The sequence below is a fragment of the Vibrio sp. LaRot3 genome, from assembly GCF_027587025.1.
Classification (GTDB): domain Bacteria; phylum Pseudomonadota; class Gammaproteobacteria; order Enterobacterales; family Vibrionaceae; genus Vibrio.
The window spans coordinates 114,751-141,590 of sequence record NZ_JAPPTI010000006.1 but is presented as its reverse complement, the minus strand read 5'-3'; the positions used below and the strand labels follow the sequence as shown (position 1 = coordinate 141,590).

Annotated in this window: 24 protein-coding genes; 11 read left to right on the top strand and 13 right to left on the bottom strand. The window is 46.0% G+C overall.

Annotation, left to right across the window (positions count from 1 at the left end):
* Positions 1–21: 21 nt before the first annotated feature.
* Together argB and argC are read right to left on the bottom strand one after the other, a co-directional pair.
* A complete protein-coding gene (gene argB / locus OH461_RS13675; protein ID WP_270021161.1) occupies positions 22–813 on the bottom strand; it encodes an acetylglutamate kinase in 792 nt (263 codons plus the stop codon).
* 21 nt (positions 814–834) lie between these two features.
* Entirely contained in the window at positions 835–1,836 is a 1,002-nt protein-coding gene (gene argC / locus OH461_RS13670) for an N-acetyl-gamma-glutamyl-phosphate reductase (RefSeq protein WP_270021160.1), read from the bottom strand.
* A gap of 152 nt (positions 1,837–1,988) precedes the next feature.
* Between argC and argE the strand changes: the two genes are divergently transcribed.
* The 3 genes from argE (at position 1,989) to OH461_RS13655 (ending at position 7,034) form a co-directional block, all read left to right on the top strand.
* Positions 1,989–3,131: an acetylornithine deacetylase gene (gene argE, locus OH461_RS13665; RefSeq protein ID WP_270021159.1), complete on the top strand. Its 1,143-nt coding sequence runs from the start codon at positions 1,989–1,991 to the stop codon at positions 3,129–3,131.
* Between the two features lie 285 nt (positions 3,132–3,416).
* On the top strand, positions 3,417–6,050 hold the full coding sequence (gene ppc / locus OH461_RS13660) for a phosphoenolpyruvate carboxylase (protein ID WP_270021158.1): 2,634 nt from the start codon (positions 3,417–3,419) through the stop codon (positions 6,048–6,050).
* A 444-nt stretch (positions 6,051–6,494) separates the two neighbouring features.
* Positions 6,495–7,034 carry a PadR family transcriptional regulator gene (locus OH461_RS13655; protein WP_260260014.1) on the top strand — a complete coding sequence of 180 codons (540 nt, stop codon included), beginning with the start codon at positions 6,495–6,497 and terminating at the stop codon, positions 7,032–7,034.
* 101 nt (positions 7,035–7,135) lie between these two features.
* Here the strand turns inward: OH461_RS13655 and cysE are convergent, their stop codons facing one another.
* From cysE to epmA, 5 genes are all read right to left on the bottom strand, one after another.
* Positions 7,136–7,957, bottom strand: coding sequence for a serine O-acetyltransferase (gene cysE, locus OH461_RS13650; RefSeq protein WP_270021157.1), 822 nt, complete (start codon positions 7,955–7,957; stop codon positions 7,136–7,138).
* Positions 7,958–7,984: 27 nt separating this feature from the next.
* Positions 7,985–9,019: an NAD(P)H-dependent glycerol-3-phosphate dehydrogenase gene (gpsA, locus tag OH461_RS13645; RefSeq protein ID WP_270021156.1), complete on the bottom strand. Its 1,035-nt coding sequence runs from the start codon at positions 9,017–9,019 to the stop codon at positions 7,985–7,987.
* A 183-nt stretch (positions 9,020–9,202) separates the two neighbouring features.
* The gene (gene secB / locus OH461_RS13640; RefSeq protein WP_260260018.1) at positions 9,203–9,673 is read right to left on the bottom strand and encodes a protein-export chaperone SecB; all 471 of its coding nucleotides are present in this window, start codon (positions 9,671–9,673) and stop codon (positions 9,203–9,205) included.
* A gap of 145 nt (positions 9,674–9,818) precedes the next feature.
* Entirely contained in the window at positions 9,819–10,253 is a 435-nt protein-coding gene (locus tag OH461_RS13635; protein WP_270021155.1) for a rhodanese-like domain-containing protein, read from the bottom strand.
* Between the two features lie 152 nt (positions 10,254–10,405).
* Positions 10,406–11,371, bottom strand: a complete 966-nt coding sequence (gene epmA / locus OH461_RS13630; RefSeq protein ID WP_270021154.1) for an elongation factor P--(R)-beta-lysine ligase — start codon at positions 11,369–11,371, stop codon at positions 10,406–10,408.
* A 396-nt stretch (positions 11,372–11,767) separates the two neighbouring features.
* On the opposite strand from epmA, the gene frdA reads away from it, so the two are divergent.
* The 5 genes from frdA to OH461_RS13605 all read left to right on the top strand — a co-directional run bounded on the left by frdA (position 11,768) and on the right by OH461_RS13605 (position 16,632).
* On the top strand, positions 11,768–13,582 hold the full coding sequence (gene frdA, locus OH461_RS13625) for a fumarate reductase (quinol) flavoprotein subunit (RefSeq protein ID WP_270021153.1): 1,815 nt from the start codon (positions 11,768–11,770) through the stop codon (positions 13,580–13,582).
* Positions 13,582–14,340: a succinate dehydrogenase/fumarate reductase iron-sulfur subunit gene (locus OH461_RS13620; protein ID WP_260260030.1), complete on the top strand. Its 759-nt coding sequence runs from the start codon at positions 13,582–13,584 to the stop codon at positions 14,338–14,340. The genes frdA and OH461_RS13620 overlap by 1 nt, the downstream gene beginning before the upstream one ends.
* Before the next feature lie 2 nt (positions 14,341–14,342).
* Positions 14,343–14,726 carry a fumarate reductase subunit FrdC gene (gene frdC, locus OH461_RS13615; protein WP_270021151.1) on the top strand — a complete coding sequence of 128 codons (384 nt, stop codon included), beginning with the start codon at positions 14,343–14,345 and terminating at the stop codon, positions 14,724–14,726.
* Between the two features lie 9 nt (positions 14,727–14,735).
* Complete coding sequence (gene frdD, locus OH461_RS13610) at positions 14,736–15,113, top strand: fumarate reductase subunit FrdD (protein ID WP_270021150.1); 378 nt, start codon at positions 14,736–14,738, stop codon at positions 15,111–15,113.
* Positions 15,114–15,231: 118 nt separating this feature from the next.
* Complete coding sequence (locus OH461_RS13605; RefSeq protein ID WP_270021149.1) at positions 15,232–16,632, top strand: hypothetical protein; 1,401 nt, start codon at positions 15,232–15,234, stop codon at positions 16,630–16,632.
* Positions 16,633–16,686: 54 nt separating this feature from the next.
* Here OH461_RS13605 and hslU read toward each other — a convergent pair whose 3' ends face one another.
* The 5 genes from hslU to priA all read right to left on the bottom strand — a co-directional run bounded on the left by hslU (position 16,687) and on the right by priA (position 23,006).
* Positions 16,687–18,021 carry an HslU--HslV peptidase ATPase subunit gene (gene hslU, locus OH461_RS13600; RefSeq protein WP_270021148.1) on the bottom strand — a complete coding sequence of 445 codons (1,335 nt, stop codon included), beginning with the start codon at positions 18,019–18,021 and terminating at the stop codon, positions 16,687–16,689.
* 37 nt (positions 18,022–18,058) lie between these two features.
* Positions 18,059–18,610 carry an ATP-dependent protease subunit HslV gene (gene hslV / locus OH461_RS13595; RefSeq protein ID WP_270021147.1) on the bottom strand — a complete coding sequence of 184 codons (552 nt, stop codon included), beginning with the start codon at positions 18,608–18,610 and terminating at the stop codon, positions 18,059–18,061.
* A gap of 152 nt (positions 18,611–18,762) precedes the next feature.
* The gene (locus OH461_RS13590; RefSeq protein WP_270021146.1) at positions 18,763–19,305 is read right to left on the bottom strand and encodes an SPOR domain-containing protein; all 543 of its coding nucleotides are present in this window, start codon (positions 19,303–19,305) and stop codon (positions 18,763–18,765) included.
* Positions 19,306–19,463: 158 nt separating this feature from the next.
* A complete protein-coding gene (gene cytR, locus OH461_RS13585; RefSeq protein ID WP_270021145.1) occupies positions 19,464–20,471 on the bottom strand; it encodes a DNA-binding transcriptional regulator CytR in 1,008 nt (335 codons plus the stop codon).
* 333 nt (positions 20,472–20,804) lie between these two features.
* On the bottom strand, positions 20,805–23,006 hold the full coding sequence (gene priA / locus OH461_RS13580; RefSeq protein ID WP_270021144.1) for a primosomal protein N': 2,202 nt from the start codon (positions 23,004–23,006) through the stop codon (positions 20,805–20,807).
* Positions 23,007–23,314: 308 nt separating this feature from the next.
* Between priA and rpmE the strand changes: the two genes are divergently transcribed.
* Together rpmE and OH461_RS13570 are read left to right on the top strand one after the other, a co-directional pair.
* Complete coding sequence (gene rpmE / locus OH461_RS13575) at positions 23,315–23,536, top strand: 50S ribosomal protein L31 (RefSeq protein ID WP_270021143.1); 222 nt, start codon at positions 23,315–23,317, stop codon at positions 23,534–23,536.
* Between the two features lie 225 nt (positions 23,537–23,761).
* Positions 23,762–25,039 carry a malic enzyme-like NAD(P)-binding protein gene (locus OH461_RS13570; RefSeq protein WP_270021142.1) on the top strand — a complete coding sequence of 426 codons (1,278 nt, stop codon included), beginning with the start codon at positions 23,762–23,764 and terminating at the stop codon, positions 25,037–25,039.
* Positions 25,040–25,137: 98 nt separating this feature from the next.
* Here the strand turns inward: OH461_RS13570 and metJ are convergent, their stop codons facing one another.
* Positions 25,138–25,455, bottom strand: a complete 318-nt coding sequence (gene metJ / locus OH461_RS13565) for a met regulon transcriptional regulator MetJ (protein WP_176286713.1) — start codon at positions 25,453–25,455, stop codon at positions 25,138–25,140.
* Positions 25,456–25,673: 218 nt separating this feature from the next.
* On the opposite strand from metJ, the gene OH461_RS13560 reads away from it, so the two are divergent.
* The gene (locus OH461_RS13560) at positions 25,674–26,837 is read left to right on the top strand and encodes an O-succinylhomoserine (thiol)-lyase (protein WP_270021141.1); all 1,164 of its coding nucleotides are present in this window, start codon (positions 25,674–25,676) and stop codon (positions 26,835–26,837) included.
* Positions 26,838–26,840: the final 3 nt, after the last annotated feature.

Sequence of the window (26,840 nt, the reverse complement as noted above, 5' to 3'; positions counted from 1 at the left end):
TTTATTACTTATCTATTGTGTTTATTTCGGCAAAAATTGTGTGCCGATACTCTTGCCTGCAAATAGCTCGGCTAGTTTTTCAGGGTAGCGCCATGTCGCCACTTCAATTGGGCGACCTAGATCGTTAGCGGCTTCTAATGCAGCGTTAACTTTAACGATCATGCCGTCGGTAATTACATGGCCATCAATCAGTTGCTTGGCTTGTTGCTCATCTAAGCTTTTAATCAAATGACCTTTACCATCAAGCACACCGCTCACATCTGATAACAGCACGAGCTCAGCGTCTAATGCGCCAGCAACGGCAACCGCTGCTTGATCTGCGTTTACGTTCATCAACTCACCTTTTTCGGTTAATCCAATTGAGCTGATGATTGGTAGCGCCCCTGTTGCGAGTATCGCTTGAAGAACTGTTGAGTCTCCCGGTGTGGCTTTGCCTACCGCACCTAACTCTGGGTCGAGTTCTTCCACATGACATAAGCCGCCATCTGCCAAACTAATGCCTACGGCATTGAGACCATCTTTAATTGCTTGCCCTTGCAGCTGCTTATTTGCAGTGCCAGCTAGCGCGCCAGCAATCAGTGGGATTTGGTCGTAAGGCGTTACTCGTAGACCTTGTTTTTTAACGGTCTCAAGTTTTAGCTTTGCCATTAGATCGTCCACTAGATAACCCCCTCCGTGGACGATCACAATTCGTCGCTGGGCTTGTTTTTGGTAGTTCGCAATTGCACCAAAAACCTGACTTAGCGTATCTGTACAAGACAGAGCCGCACCGCCCAGTTTGATCACCAATGGAGTTTGTTTGTTATCTGTCATTACCATTCCTTGATAAGCCCTCTAAAGCAGGGCTGTTAACTCAGGGTATCCGTAGTGGATGTTTAAACACTGCATCGCTTGACTCGATGCACCTTTCAATAAGTTGTCGATGGCTGAGCCAATGACGACGTGTTCACCTTGAACCTTCCAGCCAATATCGCAGAAAGGCGTAAACTGAACATTTTGTAGTTGTGGTAGCCCCTCTTGAAGACGAACCCCAACTTTGCCTTCATAGGCATTGCTCATGGCTGTCGCCACTTGTTCTGCGCTTGTCCCTGCTTTGAGCTTTAGGGTAATCGTCGCCAAAATGCCGCGTTTGAAATTGCCCAGATGCGGAGTAAAAATCACATCGCAGCCTAAATGGCTCGCGATCTCTGGTTGGTGGCGATGATTGAACACGCCATAAGCTTGTAGGCTTACTTCGCAGTAGCTATTGGTTAAGGTCGCTTTTCTGCCTGCACCTGAAACGCCACTGGTCGCATTGATCACGGGCCATTGATTAGTTTCAACTAACCCAGCTTCAATTAGAGGCTTAATCGCCAACTGTGAAGCCGTTGGGTAACAACCGGGTACCGCGATTAATTGGGCTTGTTTGATTTCTTCATTTGCCCATTCTGCTAAGCCATACGCTGCGTTATCTAGCCATTGTTCGTGTTGGTGCTCGAAACCATAAAATTCAGGGTAGAAACCTTGTTTCTTGACTCTAAATGCACCGGATAAATCAAATACCTGACAACCTTGCTGTAAAAATTGTGGTGCAAGGTCGTGGCTTACTTCATGAGCAGTAGCAAGAAACACCACATCGCTTTGTTTTGCTACTAACTCAACGTCCGTTAAAGGTTGAACAGCATCATCGACAATACCTGCCAATTTACCGTGTAGTGACGAGATGCTTTTCCCTGCATCTAAACTGTTGGCTGAGACATACAAACCTGCTAGCGTAAGCTCTGGGTGTTTATGCACCATCAGCGCTAGCTCTGCTCCGGTATAACCTGTTGCACCAATGATGGTCGTTTTCAGCATTTCAAGACATCCAAATCGTTTAACCAGTGTCACCACGTTGTGACTAAAAAACTATTTCATGCATACTTTAATGATTTTTTATTCATTAAAAATGATTTAATATGTTTTTACCTTCTTAGTGAAAATCTGTCAACAGGGAAATCGAAGTTAAAATGCAATTACCTAGTTTTAAAGAGATCTACAGTGGTCTGATTTCAACCTCATCGATTAGCTCTTCGGATCCTAGTTGGGATGAAGGAAACCAAGCGGTGATAGAAAAATTGGCCACTTGGCTAAAAGATGTTGGTTTTAAGGTTGAGCTTACTGAAGTAGAAACTGGCAAATTCAACCTGATTGCGAAAAAAGGCGAAGGGGAAGGCGGCCTTTTGCTGGCTGGCCATAGTGATACCGTGCCTTTCGATGAAGGCCGTTGGAATTTTGAACCTCACGCTCTCACTGAGGCCAACAACCGTTTCTATGGCTTAGGTACAGCGGATATGAAAGGCTTTTTCGCCTTTGTTATTGAAGCAGTAAAAAAAGTCGATTGGAGTAAGCAAACCAAGCCATTGTATGTGTTAGCCACTTGCGACGAAGAAACCACCATGCTCGGCGCACGCCATTTCACTGAAAGCGCGCCATTTAAGCCGGACTACTGCATTATTGGTGAGCCGACTAGCTTAGTGCCTATTCGCGGCCATAAAGGCCATGTCGCCAATGCGGTTCGAGTAACAGGTCGCTCTGGTCACTCTTCCGATCCAGCGCTGGGTGTGAATGCCATCGAAATCATGCATGAGGTATTGTTTGCGTTAATGCAGCTTCGTGATCGATTAATCAAAGAGTATCACCACCCAGGTTTTGCTATTCCTAGCCCAACATTGAACCTTGGTCATATCCATGGTGGTGATAGCGCCAACCGAATTTGTGGTTGTTGTGAACTGCATTACGATGTGCGTCCTTTACCGGGCATCAGCCTAGATGGCCTAGATAACCTTTTACGAGATGCGCTCAAAGAAGTGCAAGCCAAATGGCCAGATAGAATTGCCATTACTCCTTTGCACGAACCTATTCCCGGTTACGAGTGCCAACATGACCATCCATTCATTGGTAGCATGGAGCACATCTGTCAGACGCCATCTGAAACCGTCAACTACTGTACTGAAGCACCATTTCTTCAGCAGCTTTGTCCAACGTTGGTACTTGGCCCCGGCTCTATAGACCAAGCTCATCAACCGGATGAATTCTTAGCGTTTGAGTTTATCGATCCAACTATCAATATTCTTTCCAAAGCGATGCGCGAATACTGCTTCGCATCTTAATGCACCTTTGAGTAATAAGCCGACTTGGTCGGCTTATTGCGACTAAAGCCGTATGGGGATTAGCCGTAAACCACGTTACAGTCTCCGCTAGCTTAGTAAAAACCACATTTTCTGTAATAAAATTTCAGTAATTTAGGCAAAGTTATGCACTTGGGAGTGGTTACATCCACTTGCACAATTTTTGCAAACTTAACCTACGGTATTTGACTCGGAGCGACTTTTTTAGCTAGATTGTCTACCTAACAAGGAACAATGGATGTAATTTTTTTACAAGGCAGGATGATAATGAACGAGAAATACTCTGCGCTGCGTAGCAATGTAAGCATGTTAGGTCATTTGCTCGGCAATACCATCAAGGACGCTCATGGAGAGGCAATCCTTGAAAAAGTAGAGACCATTCGTAAACTTTCCAAATCCGCTCGTGCAGGAAACCAAGCAGATCGCGATAATCTGATTGAAGAGATTAAAAACCTGCCTAATGAGCAACTCACCCCTGTTGCTCACGCATTTAACCAGTTCCTCAACCTAACCAACATGGCTGAGCAATACCACACGATTTCGCGCCACTGCGATGCGCACGTGTGTGAACCGGATGCAATCAACTCTCTTTTCTCAAAGCTTAGCCAGAACGAAATCAGCAAGCTCGATACCGCTCAAGCTGTACGCGATCTGAATATCGAACTCGTTCTCACTGCACACCCAACTGAAATTACTCGCCGTACCATGATCAACAAGTTGGTCAAAATCAACGAGTGTTTATCTAAGCTTGAACTGAGCGACCTATCGGTTAAAGAACGCCAGAAAACAGAGCGTCGCTTAGAACAACTCATCGCCCAAAGCTGGCACTCTGATACGATTCGTCAGCAGCGCCCGACCCCGCTTGATGAAGCGAAATGGGGTTATGCGGTCGTTGAAAACTCTCTTTGGGAAGCGGTACCTGATTTCCTACGTGAACTGGATGAGCGTTTAGAGTCTTACTTAGGTGAAGGCCTACCGATTGATGCTCGCCCAGTACACTTCTCATCTTGGATGGGTGGTGACCGTGACGGTAACCCATTTGTCACTCATACCGTGACTCGTGAAGTGCTGCTGCTATCTCGCTGGAAAGCCGCAGATCTTTACCTAAACGACATCAACGAACTGGTTAGCGAGCTATCGATGACCAAGTGTAATGATGCCGTCCGCGCATTAGCAGGTGAAAACGAGCACGAACCTTACCGCGCAGTACTCAAAGAGCTACGTAACCTACTGAGCGAAACCAAAGAGATTCTGGATGCGAAAGTAAACGGCCAGAAACTGGCAGTTAAAGCACCATTGCAACACGCCGATCAACTTTGGGAACCGCTATACGCTTGTTACCAATCGCTACACGAGTGTGGCATGGGCGTGATTGCCGATGGGTCACTACTGGATACTCTGCGTCGCGTTAAAGCGTTTGGTGTTCACCTTGTTCGTTTGGATATTCGCCAAGAAAGTACCCGTCATTCAGATGTGCTGTCTGAGCTGACTCGCTACCTAGGCATGGGCGATTACGATCAATGGAGCGAGCAAGATAAGGTTGCATTCTTAACTCAAGAACTCAGCTCAAAACGCCCACTGATTCCGCTTGATTGGCAACCATCTGAGCCAGTCAAAGAAGTTTTAGACACATGTAAGATCATCGCAGCTCAACCACGTGGTGCTTTCGGTGCTTACGTTATTTCAATGGCTCGCACCGCATCTGATGTACTGGCAGTACACTTATTGCTACAAGAAGCGGGTTGCCCTTACCGTCTTGATGTTTGTCCGTTATTCGAAACGTTGGATGACTTAAACAACGCTGAAGCAGTCATTAAGCAACTTATGGGCATCGACCTGTACCGCGGCTTTATTCAAAACCATCAAATGGTAATGATTGGCTACTCTGATTCAGCAAAAGATGCCGGCGTTATGGCGGCAGGTTGGGCTCAGTACGATGCTATGGATGCCTTGGTAAAAGTTGCCGAAGAAGAAGGCGTAGAACTGACCCTATTCCATGGCCGAGGCGGTACGATTGGTCGTGGTGGTGCGCCAGCGCACGCTGCATTGCTTTCTCAGCCACCGAAGAGCCTTAAAGGCGGCCTACGTGTTACTGAGCAAGGCGAGATGATTCGCTTTAAGCTTGGCCTACCAGAAGTAGCAGTAAACAGCTTCAACATGTACGCGAGCGCGATTCTAGAAGCGAACCTCCTGCCACCACCAGAGCCAAAACAAGAATGGCGCGACCTAATGGACGTGCTATCAGAAGTAAGCTGTGAGTCTTACCGTAGCGTAGTTCGTGGTGAGCCAGATTTCGTGCCTTACTTCCGCCAAGCAACACCAGAACTAGAACTTGGTAAACTCCCTCTGGGTTCTCGCCCTGCGAAACGTAACCCTAATGGCGGTGTTGAAAGCTTGCGTGCGATTCCATGGATCTTCTCATGGAGCCAAAATCGTCTGGTACTGCCAGCTTGGCTGGGTGCTGGTGAAGCGATTCAATACTCTATCGATAAAGGTCATCAAGCTCTACTAGAAGAGATGTGTCGTGAGTGGCCATTCTTCTCTACACGCTTAGGCATGCTTGAGATGGTGTACTCGAAATGTAACATTGAGATCTCTCGTTACTACGACCAACGCCTTGCTGATCCTAAACTGCTTCCGCTAGGTGACCGCCTGCGTGAACAACTACAGAAAGACATCAAAGCGGTGCTAAACGTAGAGAACAATGAGAACCTGATGCAAAGCGACCCTTGGGGCTTAGAGTCAATTCGCTTACGTAATATTTATGTTGAGCCATTGAACATGCTACAAGCTGAGCTGCTTTACCGTACTCGCCAAATTGAGCACCCTTCAGTTGAACTAGAAGAAGCGCTTATGGTGACCATTGCAGGTATTGCCGCAGGTATGCGTAACACCGGTTAATCCCTCTAAAGAGCAAGGCCACTACCTAAGTGGCCTTGCTATATTTGAGCTGTTTCACAACGTGCAAATATTACACACTCCTACCAAGCTAATATTTACCACACAAAACCCCACTATTAAGACATTAAAAACCACAACCTTAGAATTTAATTCTGACTGAATATTTTATTGAGATAATTGTCAGTTTTTTGGGTAAATATGTCCATCTATTCCACTTTATGCTTATTATTTAGATATAATATCGCTCCTTTGCGATTCTCAAATAAAAATACATATCGCAACCCTAGACAAGAAATTGTCGACCTAGGTGAAGAACGGCTTTTAAGGTGACATGGCCAACATTTGTTGGCGCTGCAAGCAACGGTTTCACAATAAGTGCCTCAAGAAGCACAGTTTGTTGTTAGCAGTAGATATTGAAGTTTATTGACCATTTGGATTGAAGACATGTCATTACCACACGTAATCCTCACAGTTCTTAGCACACGCGACGCAACTGGATACGACATCACCAAAGAATTTTCCGCTACTATCGGGTACTTTTGGAAGGCGAGCCACCAGCAGGTGTACCGCGAGCTAAACAAAATGGCGCAAAACGAGCTTGTTACTTGCGTTTTAGAGCCTCAAGAAGGCAAACCTGACCGTAAAGTTTACTCAATTACCGATGCGGGCCGCGTAGCTCTTGGTGAATGGTTCGACCAACCTACCGCGCACCCAACCGTTCGTGACGAGTTCTCAGCAAAACTGATGGCTTGCTCTGTACAACCTTCAGCGCCATACAAGGCACAACTGGCTGAGTTAGTAGAAGAGTCTCGTAAATTGGTAGCTCACTACCAAGAGATTGAAGCAGCTTACTACGCTAACATTGCGATGCTAGACAAACAGCAACGTTTAGAGCGTCTAACACTTCGCCGCAATCTACTGCTTCGTCAAGCGTGGATTCAATGGGCTGATGAAGTTCTAGCTGAACTAGAAGCGCTCGCTTAATCGTTACCCCCTAAAGGCTGTCACTTCGACAGCCTTTTTTATGCCGCCCTCAGATACAAAAAGAGCCAGCAAATGCTGACTCTTTCTTTAAGTACTTCAGATTAGATGCCGTCGCCATCCATAAAGCTTTGCGACTTGCCATTAAACTGCTGATCCATATCCAGCGATGGCTTATCTGTTTTTGGTCGGCCTACAATCTTAGCAGGAACACCGGCCGCGGTAGTGTGCGCCGGCACAGGTTGAAGCACTACAGAACAAGAGGCAATCTTCGCGCCCTCGCCCACTTCAATATTGCCCAGAATCTTAGCGCCCGCTCCGATCATTACACCTTCGCGAATTTTCGGGTGACGATCACCGCACTCTTTACCCGTACCACCTAAGGTGACGTCTTGCAGAATAGACACATCGTTTTCAACGACAGCGGTTTCACCAATCACAATCCCCGTAGCGTGATCGAGCATGATGCCGCGACCAATTCGAGCCGCTGGGTGAATATCCACCTGACAAGACACTGAGATTTGGTTTTGCAGATAAGTCGCCAAAGCGACGCGCCCTTGCTTCCAAAGCCAGTTAGCAACGCGATAACCTTGCAGCGCATGGTAGCCTTTCAAATACAGCAATGGCATGGAATACATGGCGACTGCAGGATCTCGGTTTACCGTAGCACAAATATCACAAGCCGCCGCTTCAATGATACTAGGGTCAGCCGCGAAGGCTTCTTCAACCACTTCACGCACAGCCATGGCAGGCATGGATACCGTATTCAGCTTATTGGCAAGAATGTAACTCAATGCCGAGCAGAGACTATCATGCTTGATAATGGTGGCATGATAGAAACTGGCAAGCATGGGTTCTTGTTCAGTTAGCTGCCTTGCTTCCTGAACTATCGACTGCCAGACTTGTTGTTTCTCACAATGTTTCATTGAAAACCTTTGGGCTCTTTACGCTTATTAAGCTTCTGCTTTCTTATCTCGCGCAAGCAAATCCTTTGCAGCTTCTCGCGCGTCTTTACCTTGATACAATACTTGATAGATTTGGTCAACTATTGGCATCTCAACACCCATGCGCTGAGACAGCATCCAAACCTCTTTGGTATTACGATAACCTTCAACCACTTGGCCAATTTCATCTTGTGCAGTATCGACATCTTTGCCTTGCCCAAGAGCTAAACCAAAACGGCGGTTACGTGATTGGTTATCGGTACAGGTTAGGACTAAATCACCTAAACCCGCCATACCCATAAAGGTTTCCGTTTGAGCGCCCAGCGCCGCACCCAGACGACACATTTCCGCAAGGCCACGGGTAATCAGTGCAGTACGAGCGTTAGCACCAAAACCAATACCGTCTGACATACCAGCACCAATGGCGATAACGTTCTTCACTGCGCCACCTAACTGCATACCAGTAAAGTCACTGTTAGCATAAACGCGGAAGGTCTTACTGCAGTGGATTTTCTCTTGTAGGTCTGTAACAAACTCTGCATCTGGTGAAGCCACAGAAATAGCAGTCGGCATACCCATCGCGAGCTCTTTAGCAAACGTAGGGCCGGATAGCACCGCGAGTGAGTATTCTTCACCGATGATATCGTGCGCCACTTCTTTTAGCAGGCGACCTGTTTCTGGCTCTAGGCCTTTGGTTGCCCAACAGATACGCGTATCTTCACGCAGGTGTGGCTTAACACTGTTTAATACAATGCCAAACACATGACTTGGTACGACTACCAATAGATCACGACACGCTGAAACGGCTTTTTCTAAATCTGATTCAACAATCAAAGACTCAGGGAAATCAATACCCGGTAAAAACTCATGGTTAGCACGATCAGCCTCTAACTTCGCCATATGCTCTGGCTCATGACCCCAGATCACCACGTTTGCCCCATTACGAGCTAAAGAAATTGCTAGCGACGTACCGTATGAGCCCGCGCCTATCACTGTCATTGCAATCTCTTTACCGTAGGCATTGGTTACGTTTGTATCTGTCATTGTTCCGCCTATTTTCATGTTGTCATTTTGATTGTTTATATCTAAGCAGCCTTAAAACAGCTTAGCTTGATGAAAGCGACTTAGGTATAACTGTTCAGTTAACCGGCTAAAACAAAAAATGCACAACGCATGCGTTTCGCGTGCCTTGTGCATTTCTAAAATAATAACGCAGTCAGGCGTTAATTATGCTTCCGCTTGGCCTTCGCCTTGCTGAGCTTGCTGCTGTAGGTAGTTCATGAACAGCGCATCAAAGTTTACTGGAGCAAGGTTAAGTTGTGGGAACGTACCTTTAACCACTAGGCTTGAGATAGTTTCACGAGCGTAAGGGAATAGGATGTTCGGGCAGAATGCACCTAGGCAGTGAGCCAATTGACCCGCTTCCATCTTCTCAGCAGTAAAGATACCGCCTTGTTGAACTTCACATAGGAAAGCTGTGTCTTCTGCGTTCTTAACTGTCACTGTAAGACGTAGAACCACTTCGTAAACACCTTCACCTAGTTCACGGCTTTGAGTGTCTAGATCCAGTTTTACATCTGGGTTCCACTCTTTTTGGAACATGTCTGGTGAGTTAGGCGCTTCAAAAGATACGTCTTTTAGGAAAACACGTTGAATTGCGAAATTTTGCGCTTCTTGTTGCGGTGCTGCTTCAGCCATTTTTGAATCCTTTATTCCTTAAAATCAAAGTCTGCTTGAGACTAACCGAGAGATGATTCAATAACTATTTAAGCCATGAAAAGCGTGGCTATCTTCACATCTCTCTTCATCAATCGTTGGGTAATTAATCAACTTGCTCGAATGATTACTTCTTGCCGCGCACAAGCGGAAGGTTTGCTTCACTCCAAGCTGTCAAACCGTTCTTCAGTACACTTACTTTCTCAAAGCCAGCTTTAGCAAGTAAGTTAGCGCTTTCTTGCGCTGTTTGACCAGTTTTGCATACCACAATGATTGGGTCAGATTTACGGTTTTCAAGGCTACCAAAGCTGCCTGATTTGATTTCTGACGGCAAAATGTGAACTGCTTCAGTAATATGACCTTTTTTGTACTCATCTTTAGAGCGAATATCCACCACTACGCCATTTTCACGGTTAATCAGTGTTGTTGTCTCCGCTGCCGTGATTTCTTTGTAAGCAGCTGTCGATGTTTTTACGATATTCATGATAAGAGCGACAACTAGGCCAACCCATACCACTGACATAATCATATTCTCTTGGAAAAACGCGATGTATTCTTGCATATCCTGTGCTCTTGTATAAATAGAAGGGTTGGAACACCAACCCCTGTTGCAAATTCAGTCTCGGAGTATAGCGGGCTTGCGCTGACTAGGCGAGAGAAGAACCAAAAGATTTAAGGATCTAGCTCTCGCTCCTGCATATCTATGCTTTGTTCTTACGCCCTAGGAAACGGAAATGCGGTGACTTGATCGATATGTTCGCAGCCCAGAGCCAACATAATCAAACGATCAATCCCCAAAGCGACACCCGCGCAATCTGGTAAACCAGACTCTAATGCCGCGATCAAATGGTAATCAATCGGCTGAACTTCTAATCCCATTTCAAGGCGCTTAGCGTTATCTTGCTCAAAACGGGCGAGTTGCTCTTTCGGGTTGTCGAGCTCATGGAAGCCATTGGCTAGCTCTATGCCTTTAAAATAAACCTCAAAACGGTCAGCCACTCGATCATCTTTTGGGTTAATTTTTGCCAGCGCCGCTTGAGAAGCCGGAAAGTCATACACAAACGCAGGTACTTGCTGACCAATTTTACACTCGACTCCAACACTAAAGAGCAGTTGCAATAGCGTGTCTCTGTCTTGCTCAGGCTCAGCGATGTCGCTTAGTCCAAGTGTTGCAGCAACGGCTTTCAGCTCATCCATTGAACCTTCTAGCGGACAAACACCCAATACGTTGATAAAGGCTTGCTGATAAGTCATGCGCTCAGCATGACCACACTTAAGGGCGAGTTGCAGCAATTCATCCATCTCATTCATCAGATCATGATGATCAAATCCAACGCGATACCATTCCAACATGGTAAATTCTGGGTTGTGGTAACGACCATTCTCTTCATTACGAAACGCTTTATTGATTTGATAAATACAGCCACTACCCGCAGCTAACAAACGCTTCATGTGGAACTCAGGACTGGTCATTAGATAGAGGTGACTGCCATGCGCATATTCAGGGCCAATAAACTGAGTCTGAAAAGTATGCAAGTGAATATCCGTCACAGTTGCATGACTCATTGCTGGAGTATCGACTTCTAGCACTTGTCGCTTCGCAAAAAACTGACGAATATTGGCTAATATCTCTGCGCGCTGGCGCAATAGCTCTATGGGAGCCGTTGGTTGCCATTCCATCGTGAATTCTCTCTAATTCATAAATACTGGGCGAACATATCACTTCTATCTTGATTGGCAAGCTTGATGCTATCGATTTGTTTTTTAAGACCAAATCTAAATTATTATCATTTACAAATTTCAATACATAACAAAGACTTAACAACAAATGTGTTTCTTATAGTCATGAAAATGTCATGCCGTGACTGCTTTCACATATCGCGAAATTTTTATGCTTGTAAATGCATTACCGGAAAGAAATCCCGAATAAATCAATTTTTACCAAATTCCCCTCTCTTACACTGGTGTTACCACTTTTGAGCTACGTGTAGCACGTTCTTCTCAAGCCAGAAGTTACTGCATGTTCTCACAACAATAACAAGCGGTATTACCGCGACTACACACTGGAGGATAACTGTGCAAACTATCATCACAGATATCGCAGTCATCGGCGCAGGCGGCGCTGGTCTTCGTACTGCTATTGCAGCAGCTGAAGCAAACCCTGACTTAGAAATCGCTCTGATTTCAAAAGTTTATCCAATGCGTTCTCACACAGTCGCAGCAGAGGGCGGCTCAGCAGCAGTTATCAAGGAAGAAGATAGCTTAGATAACCACTTCAACGATACCGTTGGCGGTGGCGACTGGCTATGTGAACAGGACGTTGTTGAATATTTCGTAAAAAACTCAACTCGCGAAATGATCCAGATGGAGCAATGGGGTTGCCCATGGAGCCGTAAAGAAAACGGTGAAGTCAATGTTCGCCGCTTTGGCGGTATGAAAGTCGAGCGCACATGGTTTGCAGCCGACAAAACTGGCTTCCACATGCTTCACACGCTATTCCAAACTTCAATGAAGTACGACAACATCAAACGCTTTGATGAGTACTTTGTAGTTGACCTCCTTGTTGATGAGGGCGAAGTTCAAGGCCTTATCGCTATTCATATGTCGGAAGGCGAATTAGTTACGATTAAAGCAAAATCAGTTGTGCTCGCAACGGGCGGCGCTGGCCGCGTTTACCACTGTAACACTAACGGCGGTATCGTAACGGGTGATGGTATGGCGATGGCTTACCGCCACGGCGTTCCTCTACGTGATATGGAGTTCGTTCAGTACCACCCAACTGGTCTTCCGGGTACGGGCATCTTGATGACTGAAGGTTGTCGTGGTGAAGGCGGTATTATCGTCAACAAGGACGGCTACCGCTACCTACAAGATTACGGCATGGGCCCTGAAACACCAGTGGGTCAACCTAAGAACAAATACATGGAACTGGGTCCACGTGACAAAGTTTCTCAAGCGTTCTGGCACGAACAGCAAAAAGGCAACACCATCAAACATCCTCTAGGTGATGTTGTACACCTAGATCTTCGCCACCTTGGTGAAGAGTATCTGCAAGAGCGTCTACCATTCATCTGTGAATTAGCGAAAGCTTACGTCAACGTAGACCCAGCCAAAGAGCCAATTCCAATTCGTCCAACCGTTCACTACACCATGGGTGGTATTGAAACTAATGGCGAATGTGAAACTCGCATTAAAGGTCTATTCGCAGTTGGTGAATGTGCTTCTGTTGGTCTTCACGGTGCCAACCGCCTTGGTTCTAACTCGTTGGCTGAGTTCGTGGTATTTGGCCGCGTAGCGGGTGAACACGCAGTACAACGCGCAGTAGAATTCAAAGGCTGGAACGACGAGTCTATTGCGACTCAAGTTAAGGCGGTTGAAGAGCGCATTGCAGCACTAATGAACCAAGAAGGCGATGAAAACTGGGCTGATATCCGTACTGAAATGGGTCACACCATGGAAGCGGGTTGTGGTATTTACCGCCAAGAAGACTTGATGCAAGCAACCATCGATAAGATCACCGAGCTAAAACAGCGCTACAAGAAAATCAGCATCAAAGACAAAGGCAAAGTATTCAATACTGACCTACTTTACGCTATCGAAGTGGGCTACGGCCTTGAAGTTGCTGAAGCGATGGTTCATTCGGCTATCCTACGTAAAGAGTCTCGCGGTGCTCACCAACGTCTAGACGACGGCTGTACAGAGCGTGATGACGTGAACTTCCTGAAACACTCGCTGGCCTTCTTCCAAGAAGATGCTGCGCCAAGTATCGACTACAGCAATGTGACCATTACTAAGTCACAACCGAAAGCACGTCTATACGGTGAAGCCGCAGAAAAAGCCGCAGCGGCTGAAAAAGCAGCTGAAGCGAAAGCAGCAGAGGAGCAAGCATAATGTCAGCCAATCGCATTCAAAAAGTGGACATTCTGCGTTACGACCCTGAGCAAGACGCTGAACCACATTTCCAAAAATTCGATGTACCATTTGACGAAACCATGTCGGTACTTGACGCCCTAGGCTATGTAAAAGATCACCTAGACAAAGACCTTTCTTACCGTTGGTCTTGTCGTATGGCGATCTGTGGCTCTTGCGGCATCATGGTAAATGGTGTGCCTAAGCTTGCGTGTAAGAGCTTCCTACGTGATTACCCAGATGGCGTGAAGATTGAACCACTTGCAAACTTCCCTATCGAAAAAGACTTAATTGTTGATATGACGCCATTTATCGAGCGTCTTGAAGCAATTAAGCCATACATCATCGGTAACGACCGCAAACCAGAAGATGGCACTAACCTGCAAACTCCTGAGCAAATGGCTAAATACAAGCAGTTCGCTGGCTGTATTAACTGTGGTCTTTGCTACGCGGCCTGTCCTCAGTTTGGTTTAAACCCAGAGTTCATCGGCCCAGCAGCTCTTACTCTTGCTCACCGCTATAACCTAGATAGCCGTGACAATGGTAAAGCAGAGCGTATGCCGCTTATTAATGGTGATAACGGTGCTTGGGGTTGTACATTCGTGGGCTTCTGTTCTGAAGTTTGTCCGAAAAACGTTGACCCAGCAGCTGCAGTAAACCAAGGCAAAGTCGCATCATCAATGGATTTCGTTATCGGCATGTTTAAGCCTGACGGTAAGAAAGTCGCGGAGGAAGCGTAACAATGAGTAATCGTAAACCTTACGTACGTGAAATGAAGCGTACATGGTGGCAAAGCAGCCCGTTTTACCGCTTCTACATGTTACGTGAAGCGACAGTATTGCCACTGATCCTATTTACCCTGTTCCTAACCGTTGGTCTAGGTTCATTGGTAAAAGGCCCAGAAGCATGGCAAAGCTGGCTTGAGTTCATGGCTAACCCAGTCGTTGTCGCAATCAACATCGTGGCACTAGCAGGCAGCTTGCTGCACGCACAGACCTTTTTCAGCATGATGCCGCAGGTGATGCCAATTCGTCTGAAAGGTAAGCCTGTGGATAAGAAACTGATCGTACTTGGCCAATGGGCTGCAGTTGCGGTTATCTCTATCATTGTTCTTATCTTAGTTTAAGGAGCTAACATGAACCCAAATGCTAAAGTTGATCGCGCTCCTCGCCGCTCTGATGAGCCAATCTGGTGGAGTCTATTCGGCGCTGGTGGTACATGGTTTGCGATGATCACTCCAGTGACAGTACTCGTGCTAGGTATTCTAGTTCCGCTTGGCATTATTGACGCTGAAGCGATGAGCTACGAACGTGTTGCCGACTTCGCAACCAGCATCATTGGCGCGCTGTTTATCATTGGTACTCTTGCGCTACCAATGTGGCATGCGATGCACCGTGTTCACCATGGTATGCACGACCTTAAGATTCACGCAGGCGTGATTGGTAAGATTGCTTGCTACGCCATTGCTGCGTTGATCTCTGCCCTAGCGGTTATCTTCATCTTCATGATCTAACCGATAAGCGCTGCTGAAAAATATCAGCAGCGCTTTCACACCCTTACGATAGCTTACAAACAGAGCAGAGCATTTTTCATACAATTCAGTTTCCTGTGTTCCAAACAAGAAACTAACAATGAAACATTACATCTACCCACTCCTCCTTTCACTACCGTTATTTCTGATTGGTTGTGGCGGAGAAGAAAACTCAAATTCATCAACTATCGATGCTTCAAGCGCAACCTCTGTAGCTCAATTAGGTAATAACTACTCTTTATCCCTAGCTGTAGCCTCAATCAAGCCTCTCTCTGATAGCAACTTTAACATTGATACCACAGTGTATAGCGAGCCAAGACTAAGCTCAGGGACTTTTGCCCAAGTTCACGGCATTGTGGGACGCAACTACAAAACACTGACCGATGCTGAGCTTACTTTTTCTGTCACAGCAACCACCGCAGCGGGCAAGTCATACCCTGTAAAAAACTTTAATCTTTACTACGAGAATTTTGCCTCTACGACGACCCCGGCAGGGTTTGCCATTGCCAAAGTAGAAAATAACATCAATAACGTCATTCTTTTGGCCAACACAGACTCACTTACCATTAACAAAAGTTTTGTGACTCTAAATAACGGTAGAACTTACTCAATCGCCCAAAGACGCCCAATGAACCTGTACGTTCGTATTGCCGACAAACTGAGTAATGGCGTTCAAGTGTTACCTACAACCCCTGATTCAACGGTTTATTCAGCGGTAGATACTAGTAGCATGAACTGCTCCATCATTGCTGATACAACTGGCACACTAAATACAAAAGGTATCAAGCAGCAAACTTGTGTCGAAGCTCACGGCTATAAAATTCCACTGTTAATTGAAGATAAAACTCAAGAGAACTCAGAAGCGAAAGTGGCGCATGTTAAGAAAATAATGAAATACTATTTAGACAGCTTCTCGAGTGACGTAACTAAAGCCATCTTCGAGAGTAAAGCGACAATGGCGTTCTTTTATGACGGAGACTGGGATAGCCGTACTGGCGGTGAATACTTAAGTGAAGAGTATCGTTTTCAAGATCTCTTCGCGACAGAAACAACGACAACGGATGCTTCAGAAAATAAGCCTGACTTGGCGACTCGACGTGACGCTGCTTTTGAAGAAATACTTCATTTTGTGCATGACTACGGCATCATGAACTTAGCGGTCACAAGCCCATCGTCAAAGTGGGCTCAACTGCAAAAAGAGCTCGATGAGCTTAATGAGAAAGCGATTCGGTCTGGCAACTATTACCCAAACAAACAAGATCCAACCCCTAGCCCATTGGAAGCAGACCTTGACGCAGAGTCTTACGATCAAGAATATTTGGCATACTCTCTTTATGCCTACTACGACTTAAACTACAAAACCTATACCGCTCAAGAAATGAAATCAGCCACTTATGCAGAGCAACAAACCAATGATGCTGAGATGGTTTCATTCATGACTAAGTATTTCCCAAGCCGAGCGGACGTTAAAGCCAAGTTCCCTGGTTACCCAAACAACTAAAACAACAAAGCCCGCTGAAATCAGCGGGCTTTTCTCTATCTCTAGGCAATTCAATTAAAGAATGAAGCGACTTAGATCTTCATCTTCAACAAACTCACCTAGACGTTGCTGAACGTAAGCAGCATCGATGGTCATTTTGCTGCCCGATTTATCGGTCGCTTCAAATGAAATTTCATCCATCAATCGCTCCATTACAGTATGCAGACGACGAGCACCAATGTTCTCGGTGGTTTCATTCACTGTCCAAGCCGCTTCTGCGATTTGCGTGATACCGTCTTCCGTAAACTCAATGTCCACATTTTCCGTCTTCATCAACGCAACGTACTGCTCTGTTAATGATGCTTTTGGCTCGGTCAGAATACGTTTAAAGTCTTCACTGGTTAACGCTTCTAGCTCAACACGAATTGGCAGACGACCTTGTAGCTCAGGGATAAGATCTGATGGCTTAGCCACTTGGAATGCACCTGACGCAACAAACAATATGTGGTCGGTTTTCACCATGCCATGCTTGGTTGATACTGTGCTGCCTTCAATTAGCGGCAGTAAGTCACGCTGAACGCCTTCACGAGAAACATCAGGGCCAGAGCTTTCACCACGTTTACAAATCTTGTCGATCTCATCGATGAACACGATGCCGTTGTTCTCTACGTTGAAGATAGCTTGCTCTTTCAGTTCTTCTTGATTTACAAGCTTGGCCGCTTCTTCTTCAACAAGGGCTTTGAACGCTTCTTTGATCTTTAGTTTACGCTTTTTCTTGGTGTCACCAGCCAAGTTCTGGAACATGCCTTGAAGCTGGTTGGTCATTTCTTCCATACCAGGAGGCGCCATGATTTCAACACCCATCTGTGGTGCTGCAACATCAATTTCGATTTCTTTATCGTCTAGCTTGCCTTCACGTAGCTTCTTGCGGAAGATTTGCCGCGTATTTGATGAGCTATCATCACTCGATTCATTCTGACCCCAAGCATCACGTGCAGGCGGTAATAGCGCATCAAGAATACGTTCTTCAGCTTGCTCTTCAGCGCGGAACTTTACTTTTTCCATCGCTTGCTGATGAGTCATTTTAATTGCGACATCCGTTAAGTCACGGATGATGGTTTCCACTTCTTTACCGACATAACCCACTTCGGTAAATTTAGTCGCTTCTACTTTGATAAACGGTGCGTTCGCAAGTTTAGCTAGACGACGAGCAATTTCCGTTTTACCTACACCTGTAGGACCAATCATCAGGATATTTTTCGGCGTTACTTCTACACGCAAGCTCTCTTCAAGCTGCATACGGCGCCAGCGGTTACGCAAGGCAATCGCCACTGAGCGTTTAGCTTTATCTTGGCCAATGATATGGCGATTCAGTTCATGAACAATTTCGCGAGGAGTCATTTCAGACATAGTTAGATTCCTTAAATTCTGTTGCCACTATCTTTGGTTATGATTTATCAGCAAGCAATTCTGCTGGGATTTCTAGTTCTTCGATAGTGTGGTGATGGTTAGTGAACACACAAATATCACCAGCGATTTTCAGTGATTTCTCTGCGATCTCACGTGCGTCGAGTTCAGTATTTTCAAGTAATGCGGTCGCCGCGGCTTGAGCAAAGTTACCACCTGAACCGATCGCGATAAGATCGTTCTCTGGCTGAACCACATCGCCGTTACCCGTGATAATCAATGAAGCCGTTTCATCAGCTACTGCAAGCAAAGCTTCAAGCTTGCGCAGTGCGCGGTCACTACGCCAATCTTTCGCCAACTCTACCGCTGCTTTGGTTAAATGACCTTGGTGCATTTGCAGTTTACTTTCAAAACGCTCAAATAGTGTGAAAGCATCCGCCGTACCACCAGCAAAACCTGCCAGTACTTTGTTGTTGTACAGACGACGCACTTTACGCGCATTGCCTTTCATTACGGTATTGCCAAGAGATACTTGTCCATCACCAGCGATGACAACTTTGTTGTTACGACGTACAGAAACGATAGTAGTCACGTGTAGGGCCTCACATTTATTCTAATCTTGATGTTAGTTTTGATATGAGGATAGATAACACGAAATTCAAGGTCTGAGCCATGGTAAGAAAGGTAAACACTTGGCGACAAAGATCAAAAAAGCGGACTGTATCAAGTCCGCTTTTGTTTCAATTACTGAGTTTCTTTCCAAATCGCACAAGGCTCAATTTTAGCTCGCTGCAATTTATGCTTATCTCGTTCTGCATCGCGCTTAAGTTTGTAAGGGCCTAGTACAACACGATACCAAGAACTGCCTTCTTTTTTACGAATCTTGCTGTTGATACCTTGGAAAGCAATATCAAGCTTACGAGCCTCAGCCTGCTGCTCACTTTTGTAAGCCCCACACTGCATAATATACGGAATGTTGGAAACTACCTGCTCTTTCGCCTTCACCTCCACTTCACGATTAGGCAAAGACTCAACATAGTCCCACTTTTCTTCTGGCGGTGGTGGTAAGGCTTTCTGTGGTTTTGGCTTCGGCTTAGATTGCGCCGCGACTTCAGCAACTGGAGGCGCAGGCTCAGGATCTTGGCTTAGCACAAACAATAGGTAGCCAAATGCGCCAAGCAACACAAGCACTATCAATCCAAGACGCCACGGTTTACGTTTAGGCGCTGATTTCTTTTTCGCGGGCTTTCTACTTGCACCACGCTTTACGTAATCTCTATTTGCCACAGCTTAATGTCTATTCAGTTACAACTTGCAACATGGTAATTCAGAATGCCTCTAGATAACAGAGTATTACTTCGGTTATGCCCAGCCTAAATGAGAATTTTTGACACAAAGTTCCAAAAAATAACGGCGCTAGAATCAGCGCCGTTATTCATAACCCATTAAAGAGCGCGCGGAGGCGCGGCACTTGAACGGACAGTAAGCTTGGTTTCAAGCAAACGCGAGCCTGCACGAACATCATGACCACGCAGCAACTCAAGCATCATCAACATAGCTTGACGGCCAATCTCGTAACGAGGTTGCGAAATGGTTGTTAATGGTGGATCGCAATATTCAGCAAATTGAATGTCATCAAAGCCAACCACAGATAAGTCTTGTGGCACTCGAAGCCCCAATTTCTTCGCTTCTTGAATCGCACCAATTGCCATTGCATCGTTGTGACAGAAGATGGCGGTTGGTGGCTCAGGTAACGCTAATAACTGCCTTACCGCTTTTCCACCATCAGCAAAGGTGAAGTTACCGTGAACACAATACGTCGGGTTCATCGTGATACCCGCACGGCGCAATGCTTGCTGATAACCTTGGTGGCGGAACTGACACAGTGCCGCATCTTTCGGACCAGAGATTTGAGCAACACGCTTGTGGCCCATTTGGGTCAAATAGTTCACCGCCTCAAACGCCGATGTTAAGTTATCGATATGAACAGTTGGAAGTTCTAGCTCTGGAGCAAACTCACACGCCATGACCATTGGCGGTAAGTTCTTTTGTTCTGGCTTACTAACATCGAAAGGTAAATCAGTACCTAACAGCAGCATGCCGTCGGCTTGTTTAGTAAATACGAGATTGACGAACGAGTTTTCACGTTTTTTCTGCTGACCACTGTCACCCAGTAAAACGATGTAGCCATGTTCCATAGCTGCATCTTCAATACCTCGGATGATCTCTGTGTAGTATGGGTCACAGATGTCAGGAATAATTGCAATGATGGTTTTAGATTCGTTGCGACGTAAATTACGTGCGAGCGAATTTGGTGAGTAACCAGCCTCCAAGACCGCATCTTCCACACGCTTACGTGTCGCCGAAGATACTTTCTCAGGATTCATCAGCGCCCTTGATACCGTGGCTGTTGAGACTCCCGCGAGCTGAGCAACATCCTTCATTGTCGCCATAGATGATAACCCTCTTAGTTAGTTCCTTTTGTGGTAGCGCCTTTGCCACCTAAACCTTGTTGAATTTGATGATGAGGTGAGCCTCATTCTTTTATAACCAAATAACCTTGCTCTGTTGCAATCAACCAACAAAGATACTTGGGTATAGATGAAAACCGACACACGCAAACGATTACACCAGCGAATAAAAGCCGGTCATTCATTAACCATCTAATAGTGTATTTATTTCGAGGCATAAAGTTACGGGATATCTAACAAAATCCCACGGCTAATAGTGATATGCGTCACAAAGTTACTTTCTAGATACCATTAACCAACATAAGAAAATGGCGACTAGCTTAAATCTTGCGGTTCGATGTCTATCGTCCAACGTACTTTTTTGCTACTAGGCAAAAGCTCAATAGCAGGCTTAGCACTGGACAACAATCGCTGCATCAAAGGTCGAGAATTGGTCTGTAATAGCAGTTGCCAGCGGTATTTTCCTGCACGCTTGGCTAGCGGTGCCGGCGTTGGTCCTAACACTTGGCAATATTGGTCAAACAACGGATGTGCTTCGAGGGTATGCCTTAGCTGACGTAAGAAATCCTCAACCACTTGGCTATTATTTGCCTCTGCTCTAAACAAGGTTAAAAAGCTAAACGGTGGCAGCATCGCCATCTTACGTTCTTGCAGAGCGGTATCTGCAAAATCGCGATAGCCTTTCGTCAGGAGTGCTTGCAACAACGCATGTTCAGGATGGTGGGTTTGCAAAATGACTTCACCCGGTTTGCTTGCTCGACCAGCTCGACCTGCTACTTGAATAAACAACTGAGCTAAACGCTCTGACGCCCGAAAATCACTACTGTAAAGTGAACCATCGACATCGAGCAATGCGACCAAAGTAACATCCGGAAAGTGATGGCCTTTTGCCAACATTTGCGTGCCGATCAGAATCTGATACTCACCATTACGAATCGCCGTCAGTGCTGACTCAAGGCTGCCTTTACGCCTGGTACTATCTCTGTCAATGCGAATTGCTTTGTATTCTGGGAAAAGATCGCCGAGTTGTGATTCAAGCTGCTCAGTACCAACCCCCACTGTAACCAAGTTGGTTGAGCCACAACCTTGGCATTGATGGATAATCGGTTGTTGAGAACCACAGTGGTGGCAACGAATTTCATTACTGTATTGATGGTAAGTGTAATAAGCGTCACAGCGTTTACATTCGGCTATCCAGCCACACTCATGACACATCAATGCTGGAGAAAAACCGCGGCGATTTAAAAACAGCATCACCTGATTGCCCGCCGATAAGTGCTTTCTCATTTGAGCAATCAAAGGCGCAGAAAGACCACTCTCGAGGTAGAGGCCTTTCACATCCAGCACTTTATTAGTGGTCGGTTTTGCATTCCCTGCGCGGTTAGAGAGCACCAAATGATGGTATTTGCCACTCAATGCATTTTGCAGGGTTTCTAATGCTGGTGTTGCTGAGCCTAATACAATCGGAATTTGCTCTTTATTGGCGCGCATCACCGCGACATCTCGCGCATGGTAACGAAGGCTGTCTTGCTGTTTGTAAGAGCTATCATGCTCTTCATCAACAATGATAATGCCTAAATCAGCAAATGGCGTGAGCAGTGCCGAGCGAGTACCAATCACAATGCCGGCGGCTTTATTACGAGCACACAGCCACGAATTCAGCCTCTCTGTATCATTTAAGCCAGAGTGAATCACTTCGACAGGCACATTAAAGCGCTGTTTGAAGCGATTGATAGTCTGCGGCGTTAAGCCAATCTCAGGAACAAGAACCAGAGCTTGCTTACCGACTTCAAGTACAGGTTTAATCAAATTCAAATAGACTTCTGTTTTACCTGAACCTGTTACCCCTTCTAATAGATAGCAACCAAAGCCATCCGCACTGTTTACCGTTGCAATCGCAACCGCCTGCTCAGAGTTCAGCTTAGGTTTGTACACATCGGCTTCGATATCATTTTGCCAAGACTGTATGCTTGGTTTCTTCTCTATCGACTCTATCCACCCTTTATCTTGCAATGCATTGAGCACGCTGCTGCTCACTTCCATATCGAGGAGAGATTGATGAGACAGTGGCCCATGCTCAAGTGCATGCATCACTTTGGCTTGCTGTACTGCTCGGCCAAAGCCTTGCATTAACTGGTCTCGACCTAACGCCGTCAATTGCCACTCGCGCAATGTCGCGAAGTCAGCCGGTTTGCCTTTACGTAATGCACTGGGTAATGCGTTGGCTAACGTCTCACCCAAAGGGTATTGATAAAACTGGCTACACCACATCAATAAACCATAGAGCGACTCCGGCCAAATCGGTTGGCTATCAAGAACCTGTTTAATGGGCTTAAGTTGATTTTGGTTAAACTCAGAGTGATTCACTAATGACGTGACAATACCGGTTAAGGTTTGGCGGCCGAACGGCACAGAAACCCGGCCACCAATGATTGGAAACAGGTGGTTAGGAATCAAATAATCAAATTGCTTATCAAGTGGAACTGGCAAAGCCACTCGGGCAATAGTCGGGCGCATAAAGTGATGGTTACATTAGAAGAATCAACTCTAGACAGTCTAATCGAAAAGGGTATATGAAGCTATTCTGCTGCTTAGTTGAAACTCTATAACATCCACGACCCACTACACTGGATATTTTGCTCAAAAAAGTGGCGACTTTTTAGGTAAACAGGTTGATCCTCGCCTCTGGAAACATTACTATACTGCGCCTTAGCACTATGGCTTGGTGATTTTTCCATCAAGCGGTAGGCAAGATATTTTATTAACTACGTGTGGTGTCCGGCATAGAATCGGATAGCGACACGGCCTATTATTGAGGTTCTCCCATGAAAGCTGGTATCCACCCAGAATACAAAGCAGTAAACGCTACTTGCTCTTGCGGTAACTCTTTCGAGTTCAACTCTACTCTAGCGAAGGATTCTATCCACCTAGACGTATGTGACAAGTGCCACCCATTCTACACTGGTAAGCAACGTATCGTTGATACAGGCGGCCGTGTTGATCGCTTCAACAAGCGTTTCGGTGCTCTATCAAGCGGCAAGAAGTAATTATTACTTTTTAACCGATTCTAAAAAGGACGCTCAGGCGTCCTTTTTTGTTGCCCGCCATTTAGCGCATATTTCAAGCAACCGATAAAATGCGAATCATCTGGTCTTATCAGCATAAAATAAGCCAATAAAAACAACACCACTCGCAATCCTCCCTATGCAGCTTGACTTACATCCTCTAGAATGATGCTCGCTTAACAATCAATAACGATGAGTATCCCCCCTATGTCAGACGACCATAATCAAGAGCTATCCCCAGAAGAACAATTCCGCCAACAAGCGTTGGACTACCATGCCTACCCGACTGCGGGCAAAATTTCTGTTGAGCTATCTAAGCCGGCAGAAACCGCTGAGCACCTTGCTTTAGCATACAGCCCGGGTGTTGCAGAGCCTGTACGTGAAATCGCGCAGAACCCTGACAACGTCTATAAGTACACGGCGAAAGGCAACATGGTTGCGGTTATTTCTAACGGAACAGCAATTCTTGGTCTTGGTAACTTAGGGCCACTGGCTTCTAAGCCAGTAATGGAAGGTAAATCGCTGCTATTCAAACGTTTTGCTGGTTTAGACTCAATTGATATCGAAGTAAAACACCGAACTATCGAAGAGTTCGTTGATACAGTAGCCAACATCGCCGATACCTTTGGCGGTATCAACTTAGAAGACATCAAAGCACCAGATTGTTTTGAGATCGAAAAGCAACTGATTGAGCGCTGTGACGTACCGGTATTCCACGATGACCAACACGGCACTGCGATTGTGACTGCGGCAGGTATGCTAAACGCAATTGAACTACAAGGTAAGAAGCTAGAAGAAGCGACGATTGTTTGTCTTGGCGCTGGCGCGGCAGCGGTAGCGTGTATGGAGCTACTGATTAAATGTGGTGCGATGCGTGAGAAGATCTACATGCTGGACCGTAAAGGCGTGATCCACACTCGTCGTGATGATCTAAACGAATACAAGCAACTGTTCGCCAATAACACTGACAAACGCACACTAGAAGATGTCATTGAAGGTGCCGATCTATTCCTTGGTGTATCTGGTCCTAATCTACTTCCAGCAGACGCCCTTAAGCTGATGGCTGATAAGCCGGTTGTGTTTGCATGTTCAAACCCAGATCCAGAGATCAAACCTGAGCTTGCTCACCAAGTTCGTGATGATTTAATCATGGGTACGGGCCGTAGCGACTACCCGAACCAAGTAAACAATGTTCTGTGTTTCCCATTCATCTTCCGCGGTGCACTTGATGTTCGCGCGAGCGAAATTAATGATGAAATGAAACTGGCAGCGGTAGACGCTATTCGCCAACTTGCGAAAGAACCAGTACCAGCAGAAGTATTGAAAGCAGCAGGTGCGGATAAACTTGAGTTTGGTTGCGACTACATCATTCCAAAACCAATGGATCCTCGTCTACTGCCACGAGTAGCAAAAGCGGTCGCCCAAGCAGCAGTTGATTCTGGCGTGGCTCGCATTGAGATGCCAGAGAACTACATGGGCGCTTAATTCCCTTTGTAAGTTCCAAACGTAAAAAACCGCAGTCATCACTGCGGTTTTTTGTATCTATCGCGCTTTAAATCTCTCAATGAAGATTCAAACAGTGCTTACTCGTCGAATGCTTCGAACTCGATGCCCATCTCTGTCATCAACTTTTTCACTTCTGCAGGAATATCATCCGGGCGATCTTTACGTAAATCTTCATCGGTTGGTAGCGGCTGACCTGTGTATGCGTGCAAGAACGCTTCACACAATAGTTCACTATTGGTCGCATGGCGCAGGTTGTTAATCTGACGGCGCGTGCGCTCATCGGTTAAAACCTTCAATACTTTCAATGGAATTGAAACGGTAATTTTTTTTACTTGTTCACTTTTTTTTCCATGCTCAGCATATGGGCTAATGTATTCGCCGTTCCAGTCTGCCATTGCGTACCTTCGTTATTGTCTGTCATTAGATTTTACAAACTGCAATTTTAGCGGCTTTTAAGGCTACAAGCAAAGACATTTAGACGTCTGGATGTATTGACGTCTCAAAAAATGAGAAGTAGAGTAAAGGGAATGGATTAAGAATACGTCAAATAGCGATTGCGAGATAGGGCGTATTCGCACTGACAAGTCATTATTTGCTTTGAAAGGATACACGTATGAGCAACCACAAGCCCGCTACTATTGCGGTTCGCACTGGCATTGAGTCTGACACACAACATCATGCGGTTGTTCCGCCGATTTACCTTTCAACTAATTACGGATTTCCTGCGTTTGGCGATGTACCAAAGTACGATTATACCCGTTCCGGCAACCCAAACCGAGGCTTATTAGAGCAAACGCTATTTGAACTTGAATCCGGCAAAGGCGCAGTCGTCACCAACTGCGGCACTTCGGCACTTAACCTCTGGGTTACCACCTTTCTTGGCCCTGACGATTTAATCGTTGCCCCACATGACTGCTACGGCGGGACTTATCGCTTATTTAATACTCGTGCGCAAAAAGGCGACTTCAAAGTTCTATTCGTTGATCAATCCAATCCCCAAGCACTCGCAGATGCCCTAGCTCAACAGCCTAAATTGGTTTTAATTGAAACACCGTCGAACCCATTAGTTCGCGTGGTCGATATCGCCCAAGTCTGCCAACAAGCCAAACAAGTAGGCGCACTGGTAGCGGTAGACAATACCTTTTTGACACCTGTGTTCCAAAAGCCTTTAGAGCTCGGCGCTGACTTTGTCATTCACTCAACCACGAAATTTATCAATGGTCACTCTGATGTCATTGGTGGTGTGGTGATTACTAAAACAGAGCAGCACGCTGAAGACTTAGCTTGGTGGGGCAATTGCATCGGTGCAACGGGGACACCATTTGATAGCTACATGACGCTCCGTGGTATTCGCACTTTGGGAGCTCGAATGAAAGTGCATGAAGAAAGCTCTGCTGAAATTCTCGAGTTTTTAAAATCGCATCCTCTAGTCGAAACCATCTATCACCCTAGTCTGCCTGAACATCCTGGCCATAAAATTGCCCTAAAACAGCAAAGTGGATTTGGCTCAATGCTCAGTTTTGAGTTTGCCGGTAGCTTTGAACAGCTAAAGCAATTTGTCACCAACCTAAAGCTCTTCTCTTTGGCAGAATCATTAGGTGGGGTAGAAAGCTTGATATGTCACCCAGCTTCGATGACACACAGAGCAATGGGTGAAGCAGCACTGGCAGAAGCCGGTGTATCGCAACAATTATTGCGCTTATCGGTCGGTCTAGAAGATCCCAAAGACCTGATTGCCGACTTACAACAAGCATTCAGCTCAGTGCAGGAGGGCTAAACC